Genomic DNA, 18266 nt, shown 5'->3' on the forward strand with positions numbered 1-18266 from the left:
GAGCGACCGCCCGACGAGCCGAACGCCCGAGTTCGGACAGCACCCCGAGGGAGCCACCCGATGACCACCGACGCGATCACCGCGACCCCCGCCGCGGGCCACACCGTCACCCCGGAGACGGTCCGCCGATTCCTCTACCGCGAGGCCCGCCACCTCGACGACCGCGAGTTCGAGAAGTGGCTGGAGTGCTACCACCCGGACGCCGAGTTCTGGATGCCCGCCTGGGCCGACGACGACGAGCTGACCCGGGACCCGCAGAGCGAGATCTCGCTGATCTACTACGCGAACCGGGGCGGTCTGGAGGACCGGGTCTTCCGCATCCGCACCGACCGCTCCAGCGCGACCAGCCTTCCGGAGCCGCGCACCAGCCACAACATCACCAATGTCGAGATCACCGCGGCGGACGGCGGTCTGGTGGAGGTCCGCTTCAACTGGTTCACGCTCTACTACCGCTACCAGAGCGTCGACACCTACTTCGGCACCTCGTTCTACCGCATCGACTTCACCGCCGCCGACCCGCTGATCACCAGCAAGAAGGTCGTGCTCAAGAACGACTACATCCACCACGTGGTCGACGTCTACCACGTCTGACCGGCCCGAAATGAGCGCACCCATGGCATTCCAGGTCGCCCTGAACTTTGAGGACGGCATCACCCGGTTCATCGACTGCCGGGCGGACGAGACCGTCGCCGACGCCTCCTACCGGGCACGCATCAACATCCCGCTCGACTGCCGCGACGGAGCCTGCGGCACCTGCAAGTCGCTCTGCGAATCAGGGACGTACGACGGCGGCGACTACATCGACGAGGCCCTCACCGAGGACGAGGCGGCCCTCGGCCACTGCCTGCCCTGCCAGATGACCCCGCGGAGCGATCTCGTACTGAGCATCCCCGCGACCTCCGCCTCGGCCCGGACCGCCGCGGCCGTCCACCGCGCCACCCTCACCGCCGTCGAACGGCACTCCGCCACCACCGTCGGCTTCACCCTGGAGGTCGACGACCGCGCGGCACTGGACTTCCTGCCCGGCCAGTACGTCAATGTCACCGTTCCCGGCACCGACCGGCACCGCTCGTACTCCTTCAGCTCCGGGCCCGGGCAGCGCCGGGTCTCCTTCCTCGTCCGCATCGCCGAGGGCGGCCTGATGTCGGGCTATCTCACCGAACGGGCGAAGGCGGGGGACCGTATCGACTTCACCGGCCCGATGGGCAGCTTCTACCTCCGCGACCTGGCCCGGCCCGCGCTCCTCCTCGCCGGCGGCACCGGGCTGGCCCCCCTGCTCTCCATGCTGGAACAGCTCGCGCACAAGCCGCCCGCCCACCCCGTCCACCTCCTCTACGGGGTCACAACGGATCAGGACCTGGTCCATCTGGACACCCTCGCCGACCACGCCGCCACCGTCCCCGGATTCACCTTCGACCACACGGTCGCCGACCCGTCCAGCGGCGCGCGGAACAAGGGGTACGTCACCGGGCTGATCGACTCCGCGACCCTGCACCGGGGGAACGCCGACGTCTATCTCTGCGGGCCGCCCGCCATGGTCGAGGCGGTACGGGGCCACATCGCCGCGCTCGGCGTCACCCCGGCGAGCTTCCACTACGAGAAGTTCACCGCGACGGCGACGCCGGGGGCGCTTCGATGAGGCCGCCGCGGGAACCGGGCGGGCCGGCTTCCCCCTGGGCGCACCCGGGGCGGTTCGCCGGGAAGAAGGCCGTGGTCACCGGCGCGGCACAGGGCATCGGCCTCGCCGTCGCCCGCCGTCTCGCCGCCGAGTCCGCCGATGTCGTCCTGGTCGACCGGGCCGAGACCGTCCGGGAGGCCGCCGAGGAGCTGGGCGGCCACGCCGTCATCGCCGATCTGGAGCGGTACGAGGAGGCCGAGGCCGCCATCGGCGAAGCCCATCGCCACCACGGCCGGATCGACTGCCTCGTCAACAATGTGGGCGGCACCATCTGGGCCAAACCCTACGAGCACTACACCCCCGACCAGATCCGGGCCGAGATCCACCGCTCGCTCTTCCCCACCCTCTGGAGCTGCCGGGCGGTCCTTCCCCACCTCATCGCCCAGCGCTCGGGCACCATCGTCAACGTCTCCTCCGTCGCGACCCGGGGCGTCAACCGGGTCCCCTACGCGGCGGCCAAGGGCGGGGTCAACGCCATCACCGCGGCGCTGGCGCTGGAGGCCGCCCCGTACGGAATCCGGGTCGTGGCCACCGCACCCGGCGGCACGGACGCCCCCGCCCGGCGGGTCGCCCGGGGGCCCGCGGCCGAGGACGATCAGGAACGGGAGTGGTACCGGCAGATCGTGGCGCAGACCGTCGAATCGTCGCTGATGAAACGGTACGGCTCGCTGGCGGAGCAGGCCGCGGCCATCGTCTTCCTCGCCTCCGACGAGGCCTCCTACATCACGGGCACGGTTCTGCCCGTCGCGGGAGGCGACCTCGGCTGACCCGACCCGGCCCCATCCCCGGCGGGCAGTGCTACCGTGCCGGAGCATGGACACCCCTCCTGACCAGCGGCGAAGCCTGATCGGACGGGCGGGTGAGCGTATGGCCCTCAGCCGCGCGCTCAGTGCCGCCCACACCGGCCACCCCTCGACAGTGCTGGTGGAAGGGCCCGCGGGCAGCGGGAAGACCACTCTCGTCGACCATGTCCTCATCGACCGCGCACACCCCCTGCGCGTCCTGCGCGCGACCGGGGTGCCCTGGGAGTCCGGAATCGCGCTCGGCGTGGCAGGCCGGCTGCTGCGGACCACCCCGCCGGACGGCCCCGGCGACCCCCGAGACCCCGGCGACCCCGGAGACCCCGGTGACCCCCGCGAATCCGACGGCCGCACGATCCTCGGCACCGCCCGGCGGCTCCACCGGCTCTGGACGGCCCCGCCCCACGGTGAACCGCTCGTGGTGGTCGTCGACGACGCCCACTGGGCCGACGTCGAGAGCCTGCGGGCGATCGAGTCCGCCGTACGCGCCCTGACGACGGAGCGGCTTCTCGTGATCCTGCTGGCACGGGACGACACGACAGGACCGGGGCCGCGGCGGAACCCGCCGGTGGAGACCCTGGAACACCTCGACGGCCGACAGGGCGAAACGATACGGCTCGGCCCGCTCGACCCCGAGGACGTCAGGGAACTCGCCCGCCACCGGGACGGAGTCGACCTCTCCCTCCCCGCCGCCCGGCATCTGTGCCGACACACCCGCGGCAACCCCCGGCACATCACCCGGCTGCTCCAGGAGCTGCCCCGCGACATCTGGCAGGACTGGCGGCCCGCGCTGCCCGCTCCCTCCCGCTATACGTCGGTGGTCCGGCACTCCCTCGCGAGCTGCGGCGAAGCCGCCCGCGCCCTGGTCGAGGCCTGCTCGGTCATCGACGGCGACGCGCCCCTCGACGAAGCCGCCCGCCTCGCCGGTCTCCCCGACCCGCTGCCCGCGGCGGACGAGGCGGCCGAGGCGGGGCTGCTGATCGCGACCGTCGAACCCGGTCGCGCCCTGCTGGCCTTCCCCCATCCGCTGACCCGCGCCGCCGTCCTCACCACCCTCGGCCTGACCCGCCGCCGTCTGCTCCACCTCCGCGCCGCCGAGGTCGCCGACGACCCGGGACGGCGGCTGGCGCACCGGGCGGCGGCCACCACCACGGACGCCGGGCTCGCCGACGAGCTGGACCGGTACGCCGCCGAGCGCGCAGGCGCGGGGGAGTGGGCCACCGTCGCCGCCACCCTGGTCAGAGCGGGCCGGCTCAGCCCGGTCCGGGCCGTCCGCGAGGACCGGCTGCTGCGCGCCGTCGACGCGATGATCGGCGCGGGGGACATCCCCCAGGCCGTGGCGTTCGCCGCGGAACTGGAGAGCTTCCCCACCGCCGCCCCGCGCGACGTCGTGCTCGGCTATCTGGCCATCATGCGGGGCCGCTCGGCCGAGGCGGAGACCTTCCTCACCCGCGCCTGGGCCCGCTGCGACGCCGCGACCCGGCCCGACCTCACGGCGAAGATCTGCCAGCGCCGGGTGCTCCACGCACTCGGACGCTGGGACGCCCCGGGACTGGTCACCTGGGCCCGCCGCGCCCTGGAGCTCGCGGACCCCGCCGATCCCGCCGCGATCGAGTCCGAGGCCGTGCTGGGGCTGGGCCTCGCCGCCATGGGCCGGGCCGAGGAGGCCGTGTCCGTGTACGAGTCGGCCGCGGCCAAGGTCTCCGGCGGGGCCCAGTCCCAGCGGTTCCAACTGGGCCGGGGCTGGGTGGATCTCGCCCTGGACGCCCCCGAGGCCGCCCGCCGGGCGTTCGAGGAGGCCGTCCCCACCGGGTACCGGCTGGGCTCCACCCGGATCTCCCTCTGGGCCCAGGGCTGGCTGGCCCGCACCCAGTTCGCGCTGGGGGCCTGGCCGGAGGCGCTGGAAACGGTGGAGCGGGCCGCCGCCCGTCTCACCGAGGTCAGAATCGAACTCGTCCGCCCCCTGGTCCACTGGACCGGGGCCCAGCTCCACGCGCTCCGGGGCGACTGGGAGAGCGCCGAGGACCATCTCGCCCGGGCCGCCGCGGGCGGACACCACTACGAGGTCATGATGGTCCCGGCCGCCCTGGCGCGCGCCCAGGTCGCCGAAGCGCGCGGCGACTACGCCCGGGCCGTCGACGCCCTCGCGCCCGTCGTCCGGCTGCCGTCCCGGGCGGGCGTCGACGAACCCGGCTTCTGGCCCTGGCCGGACGTCTACGCCAACGCCCTGGTGATGACCCATCGCGTCGAGGAGGCCGACGCCTTCCTCACCCCCCACGAAGAACTCGCCGCCCGGCGCGGCCATCGCTCCACCCGGGCAAGACTCGGCCTGGTCCGAGGCCGGATCACCGCCGCCCGCGGCGACATCGACGCCGCCCGGCACACCTTCGAGACGGCCCTCGCCCGGCTGGACCGGCTGCCGCTGCCGTACGACCTGGCCCGGGTGAACTTCGCGTACGGACAGACCCTGCGCCGCGCCGGAAAGCGCCGGGACGCCGACACCGTCCTGCGGAACGCCCGCGACGCCTACAGCGCGCTGGGGGCCCACACCTATGTCGAGCGGTGCGACCGGGAACTCAACGCGGGCGGTCTGAACGGCGGCCGGGCCGCCGCCGGGGCCGACCGGCTCACCGCGCAGGAGCGGGCCGTCGCCGGGCTGGTCGCGGCCGGGGCCAGCAATCAGCGGACGGCCTCGGAACTGTTCATCTCGGTCAAGACCGTGCAGTACCACCTGACGAGGATCTACGCCAAGCTCGGCATCCGCTCCCGGGGCGAACTGGCCGCGAGCTTCCACGGGACGGTGCCCGGGACCGCGACCGGGGCCGGGGCCGGGGCCGAGCGGTGACGGCGGCCCGGCCGGGGGCGCGTTCCCTCACCCTCGGCCGATGGAGGAGGGGAGGACGGGCGCTCGACTGTCCTGGGCGTCCCGCCCGTGCGCGAGATGGCCGCCCCACCCGCCCGGCCACGGCTCCAGGGCCGGTCCGGCCGTCGACCCCGCGGTACTGCCGGGCGGGCGGCCCGTCGACTCGATGTGACCGGCCTGGACGGTGGCGGTCAACGCGGCCCCGGACAGCACCGCGACGACGGCGAGCCCCGTCAGGCGATTCATTCCCCGGCCCTCTGTTCCCTTCATGGGCGACTCCCCTCCACGGTCCCCACGGTTCCGGTCCCCACCGGACCACTCTCCACCCGGGCCGCTCCCTCGCCTACGAGCCCGGCGGGAGTTGCCGAAGGATTGAGCGGTCCTTGGCCGGGAGTTGGGCTTCCGCTTACCGGGCCGATGGACGGAGAGGCGTTCCCCGCCCGTCGCCCCGTATCACCGCCTGCCGCGCCGTACCCAGTGCGCACGGCGCTGATACCGGGCGACGGGCGGCGGCCCTCCTTCCCCGCGCGGACGGTCAGGGGCGGCGGCGCCCGGGGCGGCGCCCGGGGTGACGGCTTCCCCGGCAGGCGCGCCGACGGTGCCGTCCGCCGGTGGCCGGAGCCCTTCGGCGGAGTAGACCGTCGTCGCGATGACGTCCACCAGCTGCTGTTCCGTGAAGCTCTCGGAGCCGGGGACATGGGGGACGAAGCCGATGAGAACACCGTCGCTGACGATCTCCGCGTCGAGCCCTGCCGCTCCGTCGACGTCCCAGAGCGCCTCGATCCCCTCGTCGAGAACCACACGGACACCGAATTCGTAGACCCCCGCCTCCACGAGGTGGGCCATCACCTCGCGCGCGCGGAGCGCTGACACGATACGGCCGGCGCGTTCCGAATCCATGGCGGCCGGACCTCCTTCGAGTACGGGGGCGAGGGCGGCCGGGCCCGTCTCCGACGCCCGGTCCGGGGAGAGCTTCCAGGGTGGAAGGGCCTCCCGCAAGCCGCCCCGCCGTGCCGGAGAGCTGGACGGTCCGGTCGCCCGGCCGCCCGGTCACGGGAGACTGGAAGGAGCTGTGGAGAACAGCCGCGGCGGAGAGCGGGTGACGGACACCATGACCGACGGCGCGCCGAAACCGTGCGTTCCGGACCGGCCGGCACACCGCCGGATCCCTCTCGTGGAAAGCCGTGAACAGGGCGGAAGCCGACCTAAGGAGACCCCCGCGAAGGGTCGATTTGGAGTTAGGTTAGGCTAAGTTCAGTCGCAAGTTCTTCGCGGCCCCTTCACCATGCGGTGAGGGGCTGCCTGTCGGTCCTGGGAGTCATCCGCCGTGCGTTCCGCCCGTTTGCGTAAGTCCATCGTCGTCACCGGTGCCGCCCTCTGCGCGGGCATGGTGCTGAGCGCCTGCGGCGAGTCCGGCAAGGAGTCGGAATCGGGAAAGAGCCAGGGTGAGGTCACTGTCACGACCGCCAAGGGCAAGCTCGAAGTGCCCCTGAAGCCCGCCAAGGTCGCCGCGCTGGACAACACCTCGTTCGCGACGCTCAAGGCCTTCGGCATCAAGCCGGTCGCCGTTCCGAAGGGCCTGCTGCCCCCGCAGGGCTTCGAGGACTGGAAGGGCGACTCGTCCATCAAGGACATCGGCACCCACCGCGAGCCCAAGTTCGAGGCGCTCAATGCGAGTGAGCCTGACCTCATCATCGGCGGCTACCGCTTCGCCGACCACCACGACAAGCTGGCCAAGATCGCCAAGACGGTCGACGTCGCCCCGTCCGACGAGGCCAAGGGCGGATACGTCAACGCGCTGAAGACGCAGACCCAGGAGCTCGGGAAGATCTTCGGCCAGGAGGCCAAGGCCAAGGAGATCGTCGCCGCCCTGGACAAGGCCGAGAAGTCGGCCGCCGACGCCACCAAGGGCGAGAGCGTGTTCCTCGCGGTCGCCAGCGCCGGCAAGGTCGACAACGGCGCCAGCCGGATCGGCCGTCTCGCCGAGCCGCTGAACCTGAAGAACGTGCTCAGCTCCGAGGGCGAGGAGAGCACCTCGGTCCACGACAACTCCGGGCTCGCCCCCGAGACGATCGCCAAGCTCAACCCCGACTGGATGATCATGCTGGACCGGGACGCGGCCGTGGGCGCCGAGTCCGGCGAGGCCATCGCGGCGAAGAAGGTCGTGGACGGCATGGAGGCGTGGGACAAGACCACCTTCCGCGAGAAGGACCAGGTCGTCTACCTGTCGGGCGACTTCTACCTGACCGAGGGCATCCAGGCCTACACGGACGCCTTCGACTCCGTGGCGACCGCGTTCAACGCGGCCGGCTGAACACTCCCACGCTGATGCGGCCCCCCGGCTCGGCCGGGGGGCCGCACACCTTCACCCGCCCCGGAAGCCATATGCGCCGACTCCCGCTCCTGCTGGCCGCACTCTGTGTGCTGGCCCTGGTCACCGCCTCGCTGTTCATCGGCGGATACGACATCGACCTGCGCGCCCTGGTCACGGACCCCGAGGCCCGGCGCATGTTCCTCATCTCCCGGGTGCCGCGCACGCTCGCCCTGGTCCTCGCCGCCGCCGCGATGGCCGTCTCCGGCGTGATCATGCAGATGCTCGTACAGAATCGATTCGTCGAGCCGACCACCACGGGCACCAGCGAGTGGGCGGCCCTGGGCGTACTGCTGCTCACCCTCCTCATGCCGGCCGCGTCCCCCATGGTGAAGATGGGCGCCGCCAGCGCCTTCGCCTTCGTCGGCGCGCTCCTCTTCCTTTTCGTCCTCGGCCGGATCGCGCTCAAATCACAGGTCATCGTGCCGATCGTGGGCATCATGCTCGGCGCCCTGGTGAGCGCGGTGACGCTGTACATCGCCTCGTCCACGAATCTGCTCCAGATGCTCGCCACCTGGCGCTCGGGCGGCTTCAGCTCGGTGGTGCGCGGAAACTACGAGCCGCTGTGGGTGGTGGGAGCCATCGTCGTCGGTCTGTATCTGGCGGCCGACCGCTTCACCATCGCCGGGCTCGGCCGCGACACCGCCACCAGCCTGGGGCTGCCCTACCGCCGCATCATGTTCACCGGGCTCGTCATGGTCGCCCTGGCCACGGGCGTGACCACCGTCGTCGTCGGATTCATCCCCTTCCTTGGACTGATCGTGCCGAACCTGGTCTCGATGGCACGCGGCGACGACATCCGCAGGAATCTCCCCTGGGTCGTGCTCAGCAGCGTGGCCCTGATGATCGCCTGCGACCTCGTCGGACGGCTCGTCGTCTTCCCACTGGAGATCCCGGCGACGGTGGTACTCGGGGCCGTCGGAGCGGTCGTGTTCGTCGCGATGATCCTGCGTCAGCGAGGTAAGGCCCATGTCTGAGAAGCGACTTCCGGCCGCCGCGACGGCGACCGCTCCCATCCGCAAGGGACTCCCCGTCGCCGCGCGGCTCGCCATCGCGGGCGGGCTCGCCGCCGCCTCGGCGCTCGCCTTCCTCTTCCTCTTCATCGAGGGGTCCTTCGAGTTCGCCTTCGAGCGACGGCTGACCATGCTGGGCACCATGACCGTGGTCGCCTTCGCCCAGGCGGTCGGCACGGTGGTCTTCCAGACCATCACCCACAACCGGATCCTCACCCCGTCCATCATGGGGTTCGACTCCGTCTACATCCTGATGCAGACCCTCCTGGTGGCCGTCTTCGGCGGCGGCGTGCTCGCCGTGACCGACGGGATGCCGAAGCTCATCACCCAGACACTGCTGATGGTCGGCTTCACGATGCTGCTGTTCGGCTGGCTGTTCTCCGGCCGCAAGGGCAGCATCCATGTGCTCCTCCTGGTCGGAGTGGTCCTGGGGCTCGCCTTCCGCAGCCTCTCCGACTTCCTCCAGCGGCTGCTCTCACCCTCCGAGTACGACGTCCTCTCGGCACGGCTGTTCGGACGGCTCAGCAGCGCCGAGCCGGGATATCTGCCCCTGGCGGGCGCGGTGTGCCTGATCGTCGGCGTCGTCGTCTGGCAGCGCCGCTACCGGCTCGACACCCTGCTCCTCGGCCGCGACGCCGCCACGAACCTCGGCGTCGCCCACAAGCGCGAGCTGACGGTGATGCTCCTGCTGATCTCCCTGCTGATCGCGATGTCGACCGCGCTCGCGGGCCCCATGACCTTCTTCGGGTTCGTCACCGCGATGCTCGCCTACCAGATGTCGGGCACCCACCGGCACATCGTCGTACTGCCGATGGCGTTCCTCATCGGGCTGATCACCCTGGCGGGCGGCCAGTTCGTCATGGAGCACGTCTTCTACGCCTCCGGCATGCTCACCGTCGTCATCGAGTTCCTCGGCGGGGCGATCTTCCTCGCCCATCTCCTCCGGAAGGGCACCCTGTGATCGAGTTCACCGACATCCGCAAGGCGTACGGCGAGGACGTCGTGCTCGGCCCGGTGTCCGGGCGGATCCCGGCGGGCGGGGTCACCTCGCTCGTCGGCCCCAACGGCGCCGGGAAGTCCACCCTGCTGACCATCATCGGCCGGCTCGCCGAGCCCACCTCGGGCACCGTCACCGTCGACGGCCTCGATGTGCACCGGGCCAAGTCGCAGGACGTGGCGCGGACGCTGTCCATACTCCGCCAGGAGAACCACTTCACCGCCCGGGTGACGGTACGGGAACTGGTCTCCTTCGGACGCTTCCCGCACAGCCGGGGACGGCTGACCAAGCAGGACCTCGCCCACATCGACGACGCCCTCGACTTCCTCCACCTCGGCGACCTCCAGCACCGCTATCTCGACCAGCTCTCCGGCGGCCAGCGGCAGCGCGCCTATGTGGCGATGGTGCTCGCCCAGGACACCCGTTACGTCCTGCTCGACGAGCCCCTCAACAACCTCGACATGAAGCACTCCGTACGGATGATGAGCCAGCTGCGCCGGGCCGCCGACGAACTCGGCAAGACCGTCGTCCTGATCGTCCACGACATCAACTTCGCCGCCACCTACTCCGACCGGATCATCGCCCTCCGGGACGGCCGCATCGCGGCCTCCGACACCGTCGACGCGATGATGCGGGCCGAGGTGCTCAGCGAGGTGTTCGACACCCCGGTCCAGATCCACGAAGTCGACGGGAAGCGGACCGCCGTCTACTACCGGTGAGCCGGCTCCTTCCCTGATCCGTCGCGGCGTACGAGGGTCCCGGCGGCCGCGTACCGCCGGTTCACCCGGAGTGCCGCCCCGGCTCCGCCCCGGTCTGCTCCAGGAAGTCGACGAGCGCTTCGGCGAGCCGCTCGGGCTGGTCCTCCGGGACGAGGGTCGACGAGTCGGCGATCTCGATCAAGCGGCCCCGCGGATACAGCTCGGCCAGCCGGCGGCCGTGCTCACGCGGCATCAGTCTGTCCTCGGTCGCCCAGACGACCAGGACCGGGCGGTCGAACCCACGCAGCCCCTCGCTCCAGGCCAGCAGGGTCTCCCGCTTGGGCGCCGAGGTGGCGAACTTCGCGAAGTCCCTGCGGATCGCCCTGCTCCGGGTCGCGGGGGCGAACCACTCGTCCATGATCTCGTCCGGAACCCCGCGCAGGCTCATCCCGCCGTACCCCTTGCGGTTGTTCCGGAACGAGGGGATACGCATCAGGCGCGTCAGAAGCCAGACGCCACCGGGCACCCCGCACACCATCGCCGCCGCCTTGGCGGGCCCGGGAGGAAAATTGTCGAACGCCTCGCAGGCCACCAGCACCAGGCGCGCGACCCGCCGGGTATCCCTCTCCAGCACCAGGAACTGGCCACCGCCCCAGTCGTTGAGGACGACGGTCACCTCGTCGAGGCCGAGCCGTTCGATGAACTCGCCCAGGAGCCGCGCGACACCACGATGGGACAGATCGGCGTCCGGGGCCATCGGCAGGCGATGTCCGCCGAGGGGCAGTGTGGGCAGGACACAGCGGTAACCCTTCAACAGCGGCACCACTTTCCGCCACTGCTTCTCATTCATCGGCAGACCGTGACAGAACACCAGCACCGGCCCGTCACCGCCGGTGTCCTGGTAGTCGATCGGTCCGGACGACAGCACGATCTGCGGCATCACACCCCCATGCGACGGCTCGCTCCAATGTAATCCAGCGTCCGCCGACGGGCCATCCGAGCCGGTGATACCCGGTGAAGCACCCGGCCGGACACCGCGGCGCGCCTTTTCTGGCACGGCGGGCCAGGACCGGTGCACCATGGCCGGACGTAATCGGAGACCCCTACCCCGACCCCACGGAGGCGTCGCGTGCGGAGCGCAGACCATGCCGGGCTCGATGAGCTGTACCGCGATCCATACCCCCTCTACGCCAGGGCGCGCCGCACACCGGGCCTGCTGTACGTCCCCGCCGTCGACGCCTGGCTGGTCGCACGGGACGCGGACGTACGGGAAGTCCTCCGCCGCGACCAGGACTTCTCCTCCCAGCGCGCCCTGCTGCCCGATGTGATGCCCGCGCCCTCCGCCCTCGGCGTCCTGGCCCGGGGACTCGGCGGCCGGCCCACCGTGCTCACCACCGACGGCGCCGACCACCGGCGTCACCGCGCCCCGCTCAACGGCGGACTCTCCGCCGCCGAGGTCGCCGGGCTCGTACCGTACGCCGCCGAACGCGCCGAGGCCCTCGTCGACGGATTCGCGGCCGACGGGCGCGCGGAGTTCATGGGCGCCTACGCCCGACAGCTCCCGGCACAGGTCGTCGGGCGGCTCGTCGGCCTCGACCCCCACGATGTCCCCGCCGTGGCGCACGGCGGATACCGCGCCGAGGAACTGCTGTTCAGACCGCTGGCGGAGGAGGAACAGCTCGCCGCCGCCGAGGATGTCGTCGCCCTGCAACATCTGCTCGACGGCTATGTCCGCGCCCGGCGCGAGAATCCGCGCGACGACCTCTGTACGCGGATGGTCACCGCCCTCGCGCCCGGCGACGGCCCCCTCACCCTGGAACAGTGCCACGAACTGGTGGCGGGCCTCCAGAACTTCCTGATCGCCGGACACCTGACGACCACGGCCCTCATCGGCACGACCCTGCTCCATCTCCTCACCGACCGGCGGCAGTGGGAACTGCTCCTCGCCGACCCCGCGCTGATCCCGGCCGCCGTGGAGGAGGCCGCCCGGTACGACACCGCCATACAGGCGTTCCGGCGTACGGTCACCCGGCCGCTCACCCTGGGCGGAACCGCGCTGCCCGCCGGAGCGACGGTCCTGGTGGCCTACGGATCCGCCAACCGGGACGGCCTCCGCCACGACCGCCCCGACGTCTTCGACATCACCCGCCCGCTCTCCCGGCGGCATCTCGCCTTCGGCCACGGCGTCCACGGCTGCCCCGGCTCCCGGCTCGCCCGCGAACAGCTCCGGCTGACGCTCGGTCTGCTCATCCGCAGACTGCCGGGCCTGCGGATCGACGGCGAGAAGCCGCCGCCCGAGATGCGCCCGACCTTCATCCACCGCTCGCCCGAGGCGCTGCACCTGGTCTGGTGAGCTCAGGCCCGCGCGGCGAGCGCGGCGGGCTCGCCCAAGCGGCCCGCCGCCGTCCGCCACGCGGAGGTCACCGCCGCCCGGGCCCGCGCCGTGCGTACTTCGCTGTCGCCGGTCAGCAGCAGCGGCGCACCCACGTGCACATGCAGATCCGGGCGGCGCAGCGGCGCGGTCGCCAGCCCCGCGAGCTGCTTGGCGGTGCTTCCCGAGGTGACACGGCGGGCCCCGGCCTGGCCCACCGGGACGACGGGGGCGCCGGTGCGCCCGGCGAGCCGCGCGAGGCCGCTGCGGAAGACGCCGGGCGCGGCCTCGGCGGCGTCCTCGCGGCGCGGCAGGCCGCCCTCGGCGTAGATGAGGACCAGCCGGCCCTGTTCAAGGGCCGCCGCGGCCCTGTCGAGCGCGGCCGCGGCTCGCCGGTCCCCGCGGAACACCGGGATGTGCCCCTCGCGGGCGAGCGCGCCACCGAGGAAGGGCACCCGCCACAGCCCGGCGGTCGCCAGGACGACCGGCTCGGCACCGAGGCGGCGCAGCGCGGCGAGCACGACGGCCGGGTCCGCGAGCGAGGTGTGGTTCGCGGCGATGATGCTGCCCGGTGCGAGCGCGGCTCCGGCGTCGGTGGTCACCGACAGACGGCCGACGGCGGGCACCAGGATCTCGGCGATGCGGCTGAGCATGAGGGGCTCCCGGTCTCGACGGTGAATGATCTCCATCGTCGGCCGCCGGCGTTGCCGCGGCGTGAGTCGCCGTACTCATCTTCCCCGCCCCGCCGTACCCGGCCCCGGGGTACGGAGACCCGGGTGGTCGTGTCACTCGTCACGGCAGAGCCTCATGATCATCGCCTCGAAGCCGGGGAACTCCCCGGCGGCCCGCTCCATCACGGCCACAGCCGACGCCCGACGGTCCGGCGCGCATCGCTCCGCGACGGCCGTCAGTTCACGATGGGGGCGCTGCACCGGGTCCCCGTCGCACCAGGCAGCCGCTTCCCCCGGGCCGAAACCGTCGGCCAACAGCCACAGGAACGCACCCAGGTCACCCGCGACGACGGAGATCTCTCCCTCGGAGCCGAGAAAGACGACAGGCTGCTCGACCAGCGTCCGTCCCGGCCGGGCCAGCCAGAACGAGGCGTACCCGCCGGTGCCGTCCTTACCGAATACGCGGAACTCGTCGCCACTCACCTCTCTGTTGCCGGTCCACGCCCGAAACCAGTCCGTTGTCTCCTCGGCGGACAGGAAGGCCGTGAAGGGGTCAAAGTCGACGCCGTCCTCACCGACGAGGTCGAGCCTGATCGCCATGGCGGCGGCGAGCGGAGCGGGAAACTGACGGTCTTCGTTCAATATCACGCCAACAGGCTAGCCATTGGTCACAACTTGGCGGAGAACGACGATCCCTTTCCTCCCGGACACCGTCCGCCGACGCCGCACCGAAGTACCGAAGTGTGGACGAGCCATCCCGCCGCCGCGCCGACCGCGTACCAGGGCAGATCGGGCGCGTTGAAGGTGGAACCGAGCACGAGACGGGCCACGAGGCTCTGCCGCGCCAGTTCCGCCGGCACCGGGCTGAGCTGGAGAAACTCGATCGCCCAACTGGTCGCCAGCGCGATCACGGCCGCCCTCGACGGCCTCGTCCGCGGCGCGATCACGACGACCAGCGTGAGCAGCAGAACCGTGTACAGCGCGTCCCCGCCGTACTTGGCGACATCCCCGCCCGCCGCGGCCCGCAGCCCCAACCCCGCCCCCACGGTCACCACCGCCGCCGCGGCCGCGACGAGGCGGATCCGTAAGGGGCTCGCGGCGGCGCGGTCAGGGGTTCCGGGTATGAGGAGCACGGGGCCATCCTGCCGTATGCCACGCCGCTCACCGGCCCGGGCGAGTTCCGCCCTCCACACGGTGATCCGTCCGACCGGCGGTCAGGTCCGGCCACGATTCTTCGTATGATCGTTCCAATGTGACGGGGAGGGGCGGCCACATGGCGCTGAACAGGAAGCGTGACCGCAAGAGGAACGCGGACGGCGAGGAGGAAGAGGGCTGCTGCGTGGGCACCCTCGACACCCTCACCCATCCGTGCTGCTGCGGCGGCGGGATATCGGGGCAGATAGCCTCGCTCCTCTTCGTCCTCCGCCCCTCGCTCACGGCCGTCGGCCACAGCACCGACCCTGCCGCACCTCCTCCGGCGGGCCGGGTGGCCGCCGCGATGTACCGGTCCGTCCGGCGCTACCGCGTCACCGTCAGCCCGACCCGCCCCGCATGCTGCCCCTACACCCCGAGCTGCTCCACCTACGCGGTGAAGGCGCTCCACCGCCACGGCGCCCTTCGCGGCGGCCGGCTGATCCTGGCGCGCCTTCTGCGCTGCCGGCCCGCCGCCGCCCGCCGCCGGGGTTTCCGCGACCCGGTGCCTCCGGCCCGTCGCTGACGACCCATCGGTGCCCGCTGTTCCCGACTCCCCACGCGATAAACCCGGGGACGTCGGCGGTCGTCCCCGGGATACTGCGCCCATGGATGAAGTGAAAGTCGTCGTCGCCCATTCCGAGCGGGCGACCCTGCGCGTCGGCGATGTGTTTCTGAAGGTGGACGCCGATCAGGCGCGCGTCGACGCCGAGGTCGAGGCGATGTCCCTCGCACCGGTCCCGACCCCGGAAGTCCTGTGGCGCGAGCCGCCCGTGCTCGCGATCGCCGCGCTCCCGGGGACGACGCTCGGGCGCCTCGGCGGGCCGTCGACCGGGTCGCCGAAGGCCTGGGCCGCGGCGGGCGCGGCCATCCGGAAGCTGCACGACGCGCCGCTGCCGCCCCGGCCGGGCAGGGCCGGGCGGAGCAGCGGCGCGCTGGCGGCGGAACTCGACGACGAGTGCGAGTCGCTCGTGGCGAACGGCGTCCTCCCCGCCGACCTGGTCACCCGTAACCGGCAGGTCGCCGAGGCCGCGCTCCGGCCGTGGACCCCGGCGTTCACCCACGGCGACCTCCAGATCGCGCACGTCTTCGTCGACGGCGACGAGGTCACCGGCATCATCGACTGGTCCGAGGCGGGCCGGGGCGACGCCCTGTACGACCTCGCGACCTTCACACTCGGACACGAGGAGCACCTCGGCGACGTCATCGCCGGCTATGGCACCGACGTCGACCTCGATGTGATCCGCGCGTGGTGGTCGTTGCGAAGCCTGCTGGCGGTCCGCTGGCTCATCGAGCACGGCTTCGACCCGTCCGCGCCGGGCTGTGAGATCGATGTGCTGAGATCCCGCATGTGAGGCCGCGCGAGCCCCGAACCCCGAGCCCCGAGTGCCGCGAGGCACGAGCCGGATCACAAGACGCTAGGTCGTGTCTTCAAAGTCCCGTCTGCCTGTCGTGCCCTGGCACGCACGCTCGCCGCGTTGTCGTCGGTCGCCGACGCTCCGCGTCGACTCCCTCCTCCGCCTTGCGATCGCACGCACCAGACCCCGCCAGACCCTCCCTACGGGAGGACGACGCTACTTTGAAGACACTCCCTAGTCGGCGTCCCGCTGTTCCAGCCACTCGGTAATCACCCGGTTGGTCTCTTCCGGCTTCTCCTGCTGGATCCAATGACCGCAATCCAGATCGACCACTTCCACCTGGGGCACGAACTCCGCCAGTCTCTCGGACTTCTGGACCGCGTCCCGGTCGCCGTAGATCATGAGCGTGGGCTGCTGGACGATCGGATCCACGTCCGCCAGCAAGTGCCAGTTGCGGTCGAGGTTCCTGTACCAATTCACGCTGCCGGTGAACCCTGCCGACTCGAAGGCGGAGACGAAAACGGCCAGTTCGCCGTCGCTCATGACGGGATCGCCGAGTGGCGTTTCCGCTCTGGCGAGATCGATCAGCGCCATACCCGGCCGAGGCTCCCTGGGGGGCTCGTTCTTCCGGTAGATATTGCGGAGGAACTGGAAGGTATTCTCTTCGAACACGGCGTCCGCGACGCCCGGCTGCCGATTGAAGTGGACGAAATAGAAGTCGCCGCCGAGCACATCCTCCATGGACTCGACCCAGGGCTTCTCTCCGCGCTCCTGGTAAGGCAGGCTCAGGTTGATCACTTTGTTCACACGGTTCGGATGCAGCAGGGCCAGTCCCCAGACGACCATCGCACCCCAGTCGTGGCCGATGAAGGCGGCATCCTCGTATCCGTAGTGATCGAGAAGTGCGACGAGATCACCCGACAGGTGTTCAATGTCGTAGCCCGTCACTTCGGCCGGACGGGACGAATTCCCGTAACCCCGCTGGTTCGGAACGATGACATGGTAGCCCGCCGCGGCGAGGGCGGGCATCTGATGACGCCAGGAAAAGGCGTGCTCCGGCCAGCCGTGGCAGAGCACAATGGGGTTCCCCGCGTTCTGCCTGCCCGCTTCGAAGACCTCAAGTTCCACACCGTTCACTGAAACAAGGGTGGGCTCGGGGAAATCTGCTGGATCGAACATGATGTTTCCTCTCTTTCGAACGACCTGGGGTCGATACGGCGGTGGGCCCCGCCGGTGAGGTCGTGTCGCCATCCTGGCGACCCAAACCGGTCACCCCATGACCGGTTTCATATGAGAGTTTTATCGGTATGAGAACCGACCGGCTGGTGGCCGTCCTCCTCCTGCTGCAACGGCGCGAACAGGTGACAGCGGCAGAGGTCGCCCAAGAGCTGGAGGTCTCCGAACGCACCGCCCGCCGCGACCTCGACGCCCTGGCCACGGCCGGGGTGCCCGTGTACTCCATGCAGGGCCGAGGCGGCGGCTGGCGCCTCGTGGGCGGGGCCCGCACCGACCTGTCCGGGCTGACCGCGAGTGAGGCCCGCGCCCTGTTCCTGGTCGCGGGCCCGGCCTCGGCCGCGACACCGGCCGTGAAAGCGGCCCTGCGCAAGCTCGTTCATGCCCTGCCGGAGCCCTTCCGGACGGAGGCCGAGGCGGCCGCGTCGTCGTTGGTCGTCGACCCGCGAAGGTGGGGGACGAGCCGGGTCGAGCCCCGGCCGCCTCGCTTCCTCGACGAACTCCAGGACGCGGTGATCCGCGGCGTCCAGGTGCGGCTGGGCTACGCCGACCGCGAAGGCGCCGAAACCGAGCGAACCGTCCATCCGCTGGGCATCGTCGCCAAAGGCCCGTCGTGGTACCTCGTCTCCAACACCGAGGCCGGGCGGCGGACCTTCCGCATCGACCGGGTGTCGTCCGCCGACCCGACCGGCGATCCCGTGCACCGGCCCGAGGACTTCGACCTTGCCGAGAGCTGGCGCGAGATCGCCGACGAGATCGACCGCGAGCGAACACCCCTCCAGCTCCGGGCGGTATGCCCGCCGCACAGGGTGGGCCTGCTCCGGATGGCGCTCGGCGATCGGCTTGAGGTGGGAGGCCCCACGGCCGACGGCCGCGTCGAGGTCGTGATCCGCGGCCACAGCGAGTACCTGCTCGCAGGCGAGCTCGCCGGGCTGGTCGAATACCTTGAGGTGACCGGCCCTCCGGGGGTGCGGGACCAGCTGGCCTCGATCGGCAAGGCGCTCGTCGAGCGGTACGGCTGA

19 protein-coding genes are annotated in these 18266 nt (G+C 71.4%); 12 read left to right on the forward strand and 7 right to left on the reverse strand.

Annotation, left to right across the window (positions count from 1 at the left end; genetic code table 11):
* The first annotated feature begins 60 nt into the window (after positions 1 to 60).
* The 4 genes from benB to IE247_RS25390 are packed head-to-tail and all read left to right on the forward strand — an operon-like array spanning position 61 to position 5323.
* A complete protein-coding gene (benB, locus tag IE247_RS25375; RefSeq protein ID WP_190125590.1) occupies positions 61 to 591 on the forward strand; it encodes a benzoate 1,2-dioxygenase small subunit in 531 nt (176 codons plus the stop codon).
* 22 nt (positions 592 to 613) lie between these two features.
* Positions 614 to 1639, forward strand: a complete 1026-nt coding sequence (gene benC / locus IE247_RS25380) for a benzoate 1,2-dioxygenase electron transfer component BenC (RefSeq protein ID WP_190125591.1) — start codon at positions 614 to 616, stop codon at positions 1637 to 1639.
* On the forward strand, positions 1636 to 2445 hold the full coding sequence (locus IE247_RS25385) for a 1,6-dihydroxycyclohexa-2,4-diene-1-carboxylate dehydrogenase (protein WP_190125592.1): 810 nt from the start codon (positions 1636 to 1638) through the stop codon (positions 2443 to 2445). Before benC ends, IE247_RS25385 begins: the two co-directional genes overlap by 4 nt.
* A gap of 46 nt (positions 2446 to 2491) precedes the next feature.
* Positions 2492 to 5323 (forward strand): helix-turn-helix transcriptional regulator, encoded by a 2832-nt coding sequence (locus IE247_RS25390; RefSeq protein ID WP_190125593.1) that lies wholly within the window; start codon positions 2492 to 2494, stop codon positions 5321 to 5323.
* A 27-nt stretch (positions 5324 to 5350) separates the two neighbouring features.
* On the opposite strand, the gene IE247_RS25395 is transcribed toward IE247_RS25390, so the two are convergent.
* Both IE247_RS25395 and IE247_RS25400 read right to left on the reverse strand, forming a co-directional pair.
* Positions 5351 to 5611, reverse strand: coding sequence for a hypothetical protein (locus tag IE247_RS25395; protein WP_190125594.1), 261 nt, complete (start codon positions 5609 to 5611; stop codon positions 5351 to 5353).
* A 183-nt stretch (positions 5612 to 5794) separates the two neighbouring features.
* Positions 5795 to 6241: a hypothetical protein gene (locus tag IE247_RS25400; RefSeq protein WP_190125595.1), complete on the reverse strand. Its 447-nt coding sequence runs from the start codon at positions 6239 to 6241 to the stop codon at positions 5795 to 5797.
* Positions 6242 to 6668: 427 nt separating this feature from the next.
* On the opposite strand from IE247_RS25400, the gene IE247_RS25405 reads away from it, so the two are divergent.
* From IE247_RS25405 to IE247_RS25420, 4 genes are all read left to right on the forward strand, one after another.
* Positions 6669 to 7655 (forward strand): siderophore ABC transporter substrate-binding protein, encoded by a 987-nt coding sequence (locus IE247_RS25405; protein ID WP_190125596.1) that lies wholly within the window; start codon positions 6669 to 6671, stop codon positions 7653 to 7655.
* 71 nt (positions 7656 to 7726) lie between these two features.
* A complete protein-coding gene (locus IE247_RS25410) occupies positions 7727 to 8689 on the forward strand; it encodes an ABC transporter permease (RefSeq protein ID WP_190125597.1) in 963 nt (320 codons plus the stop codon).
* Complete coding sequence (locus IE247_RS25415; RefSeq protein WP_190125598.1) at positions 8682 to 9686, forward strand: iron chelate uptake ABC transporter family permease subunit; 1005 nt, start codon at positions 8682 to 8684, stop codon at positions 9684 to 9686. Before IE247_RS25410 ends, IE247_RS25415 begins: the two co-directional genes overlap by 8 nt.
* Complete coding sequence (locus IE247_RS25420) at positions 9683 to 10441, forward strand: iron ABC transporter ATP-binding protein (protein ID WP_190125599.1); 759 nt, start codon at positions 9683 to 9685, stop codon at positions 10439 to 10441. Before IE247_RS25415 ends, IE247_RS25420 begins: the two co-directional genes overlap by 4 nt.
* Positions 10442 to 10502: 61 nt before the next feature.
* Here the strand turns inward: IE247_RS25420 and IE247_RS25425 are convergent, their stop codons facing one another.
* Positions 10503 to 11360 carry an alpha/beta fold hydrolase gene (locus tag IE247_RS25425; RefSeq protein WP_190125600.1) on the reverse strand — a complete coding sequence of 286 codons (858 nt, stop codon included), beginning with the start codon at positions 11358 to 11360 and terminating at the stop codon, positions 10503 to 10505.
* A gap of 189 nt (positions 11361 to 11549) precedes the next feature.
* On the opposite strand from IE247_RS25425, the gene IE247_RS25430 reads away from it, so the two are divergent.
* Complete coding sequence (locus tag IE247_RS25430) at positions 11550 to 12773, forward strand: cytochrome P450 (RefSeq protein ID WP_190125601.1); 1224 nt, start codon at positions 11550 to 11552, stop codon at positions 12771 to 12773.
* A gap of 2 nt (positions 12774 to 12775) precedes the next feature.
* On the opposite strand, the gene IE247_RS25435 is transcribed toward IE247_RS25430, so the two are convergent.
* The 3 genes from IE247_RS25435 to IE247_RS25445 all read right to left on the reverse strand — a co-directional run bounded on the left by IE247_RS25435 (position 12776) and on the right by IE247_RS25445 (position 14595).
* Positions 12776 to 13444, reverse strand: a complete 669-nt coding sequence (locus tag IE247_RS25435; protein WP_190125602.1) for a lysophospholipid acyltransferase family protein — start codon at positions 13442 to 13444, stop codon at positions 12776 to 12778.
* A gap of 132 nt (positions 13445 to 13576) precedes the next feature.
* The gene (locus IE247_RS25440; RefSeq protein WP_190125603.1) at positions 13577 to 14110 is read right to left on the reverse strand and encodes an SMI1/KNR4 family protein; all 534 of its coding nucleotides are present in this window, start codon (positions 14108 to 14110) and stop codon (positions 13577 to 13579) included.
* Positions 14111 to 14130: 20 nt separating this feature from the next.
* Positions 14131 to 14595 carry a ribosomal maturation YjgA family protein gene (locus tag IE247_RS25445; RefSeq protein ID WP_373305605.1) on the reverse strand — a complete coding sequence of 155 codons (465 nt, stop codon included), beginning with the start codon at positions 14593 to 14595 and terminating at the stop codon, positions 14131 to 14133.
* 140 nt (positions 14596 to 14735) lie between these two features.
* Between IE247_RS25445 and yidD the strand changes: the two genes are divergently transcribed.
* Positions 14736 to 15179 (forward strand): membrane protein insertion efficiency factor YidD, encoded by a 444-nt coding sequence (yidD, locus tag IE247_RS34535; RefSeq protein WP_229869344.1) that lies wholly within the window; start codon positions 14736 to 14738, stop codon positions 15177 to 15179.
* 82 nt (positions 15180 to 15261) lie between these two features.
* Complete coding sequence (locus IE247_RS25455; protein ID WP_190125604.1) at positions 15262 to 16008, forward strand: phosphotransferase family protein; 747 nt, start codon at positions 15262 to 15264, stop codon at positions 16006 to 16008.
* Positions 16009 to 16245: 237 nt separating this feature from the next.
* On the opposite strand, the gene IE247_RS25460 is transcribed toward IE247_RS25455, so the two are convergent.
* Positions 16246 to 17190, reverse strand: coding sequence for an alpha/beta fold hydrolase (locus IE247_RS25460; RefSeq protein WP_190125605.1), 945 nt, complete (start codon positions 17188 to 17190; stop codon positions 16246 to 16248).
* Between the two features lie 128 nt (positions 17191 to 17318).
* On the opposite strand from IE247_RS25460, the gene IE247_RS25465 reads away from it, so the two are divergent.
* Positions 17319 to 18266 (forward strand): helix-turn-helix transcriptional regulator, encoded by a 948-nt coding sequence (locus IE247_RS25465; protein ID WP_190125606.1) that lies wholly within the window; start codon positions 17319 to 17321, stop codon positions 18264 to 18266.

It is taken from the genome of Streptomyces inusitatus (assembly GCF_014651115.1).
Lineage (GTDB): Bacteria > Actinomycetota > Actinomycetes > Streptomycetales > Streptomycetaceae > Streptomyces > Streptomyces amakusaensis.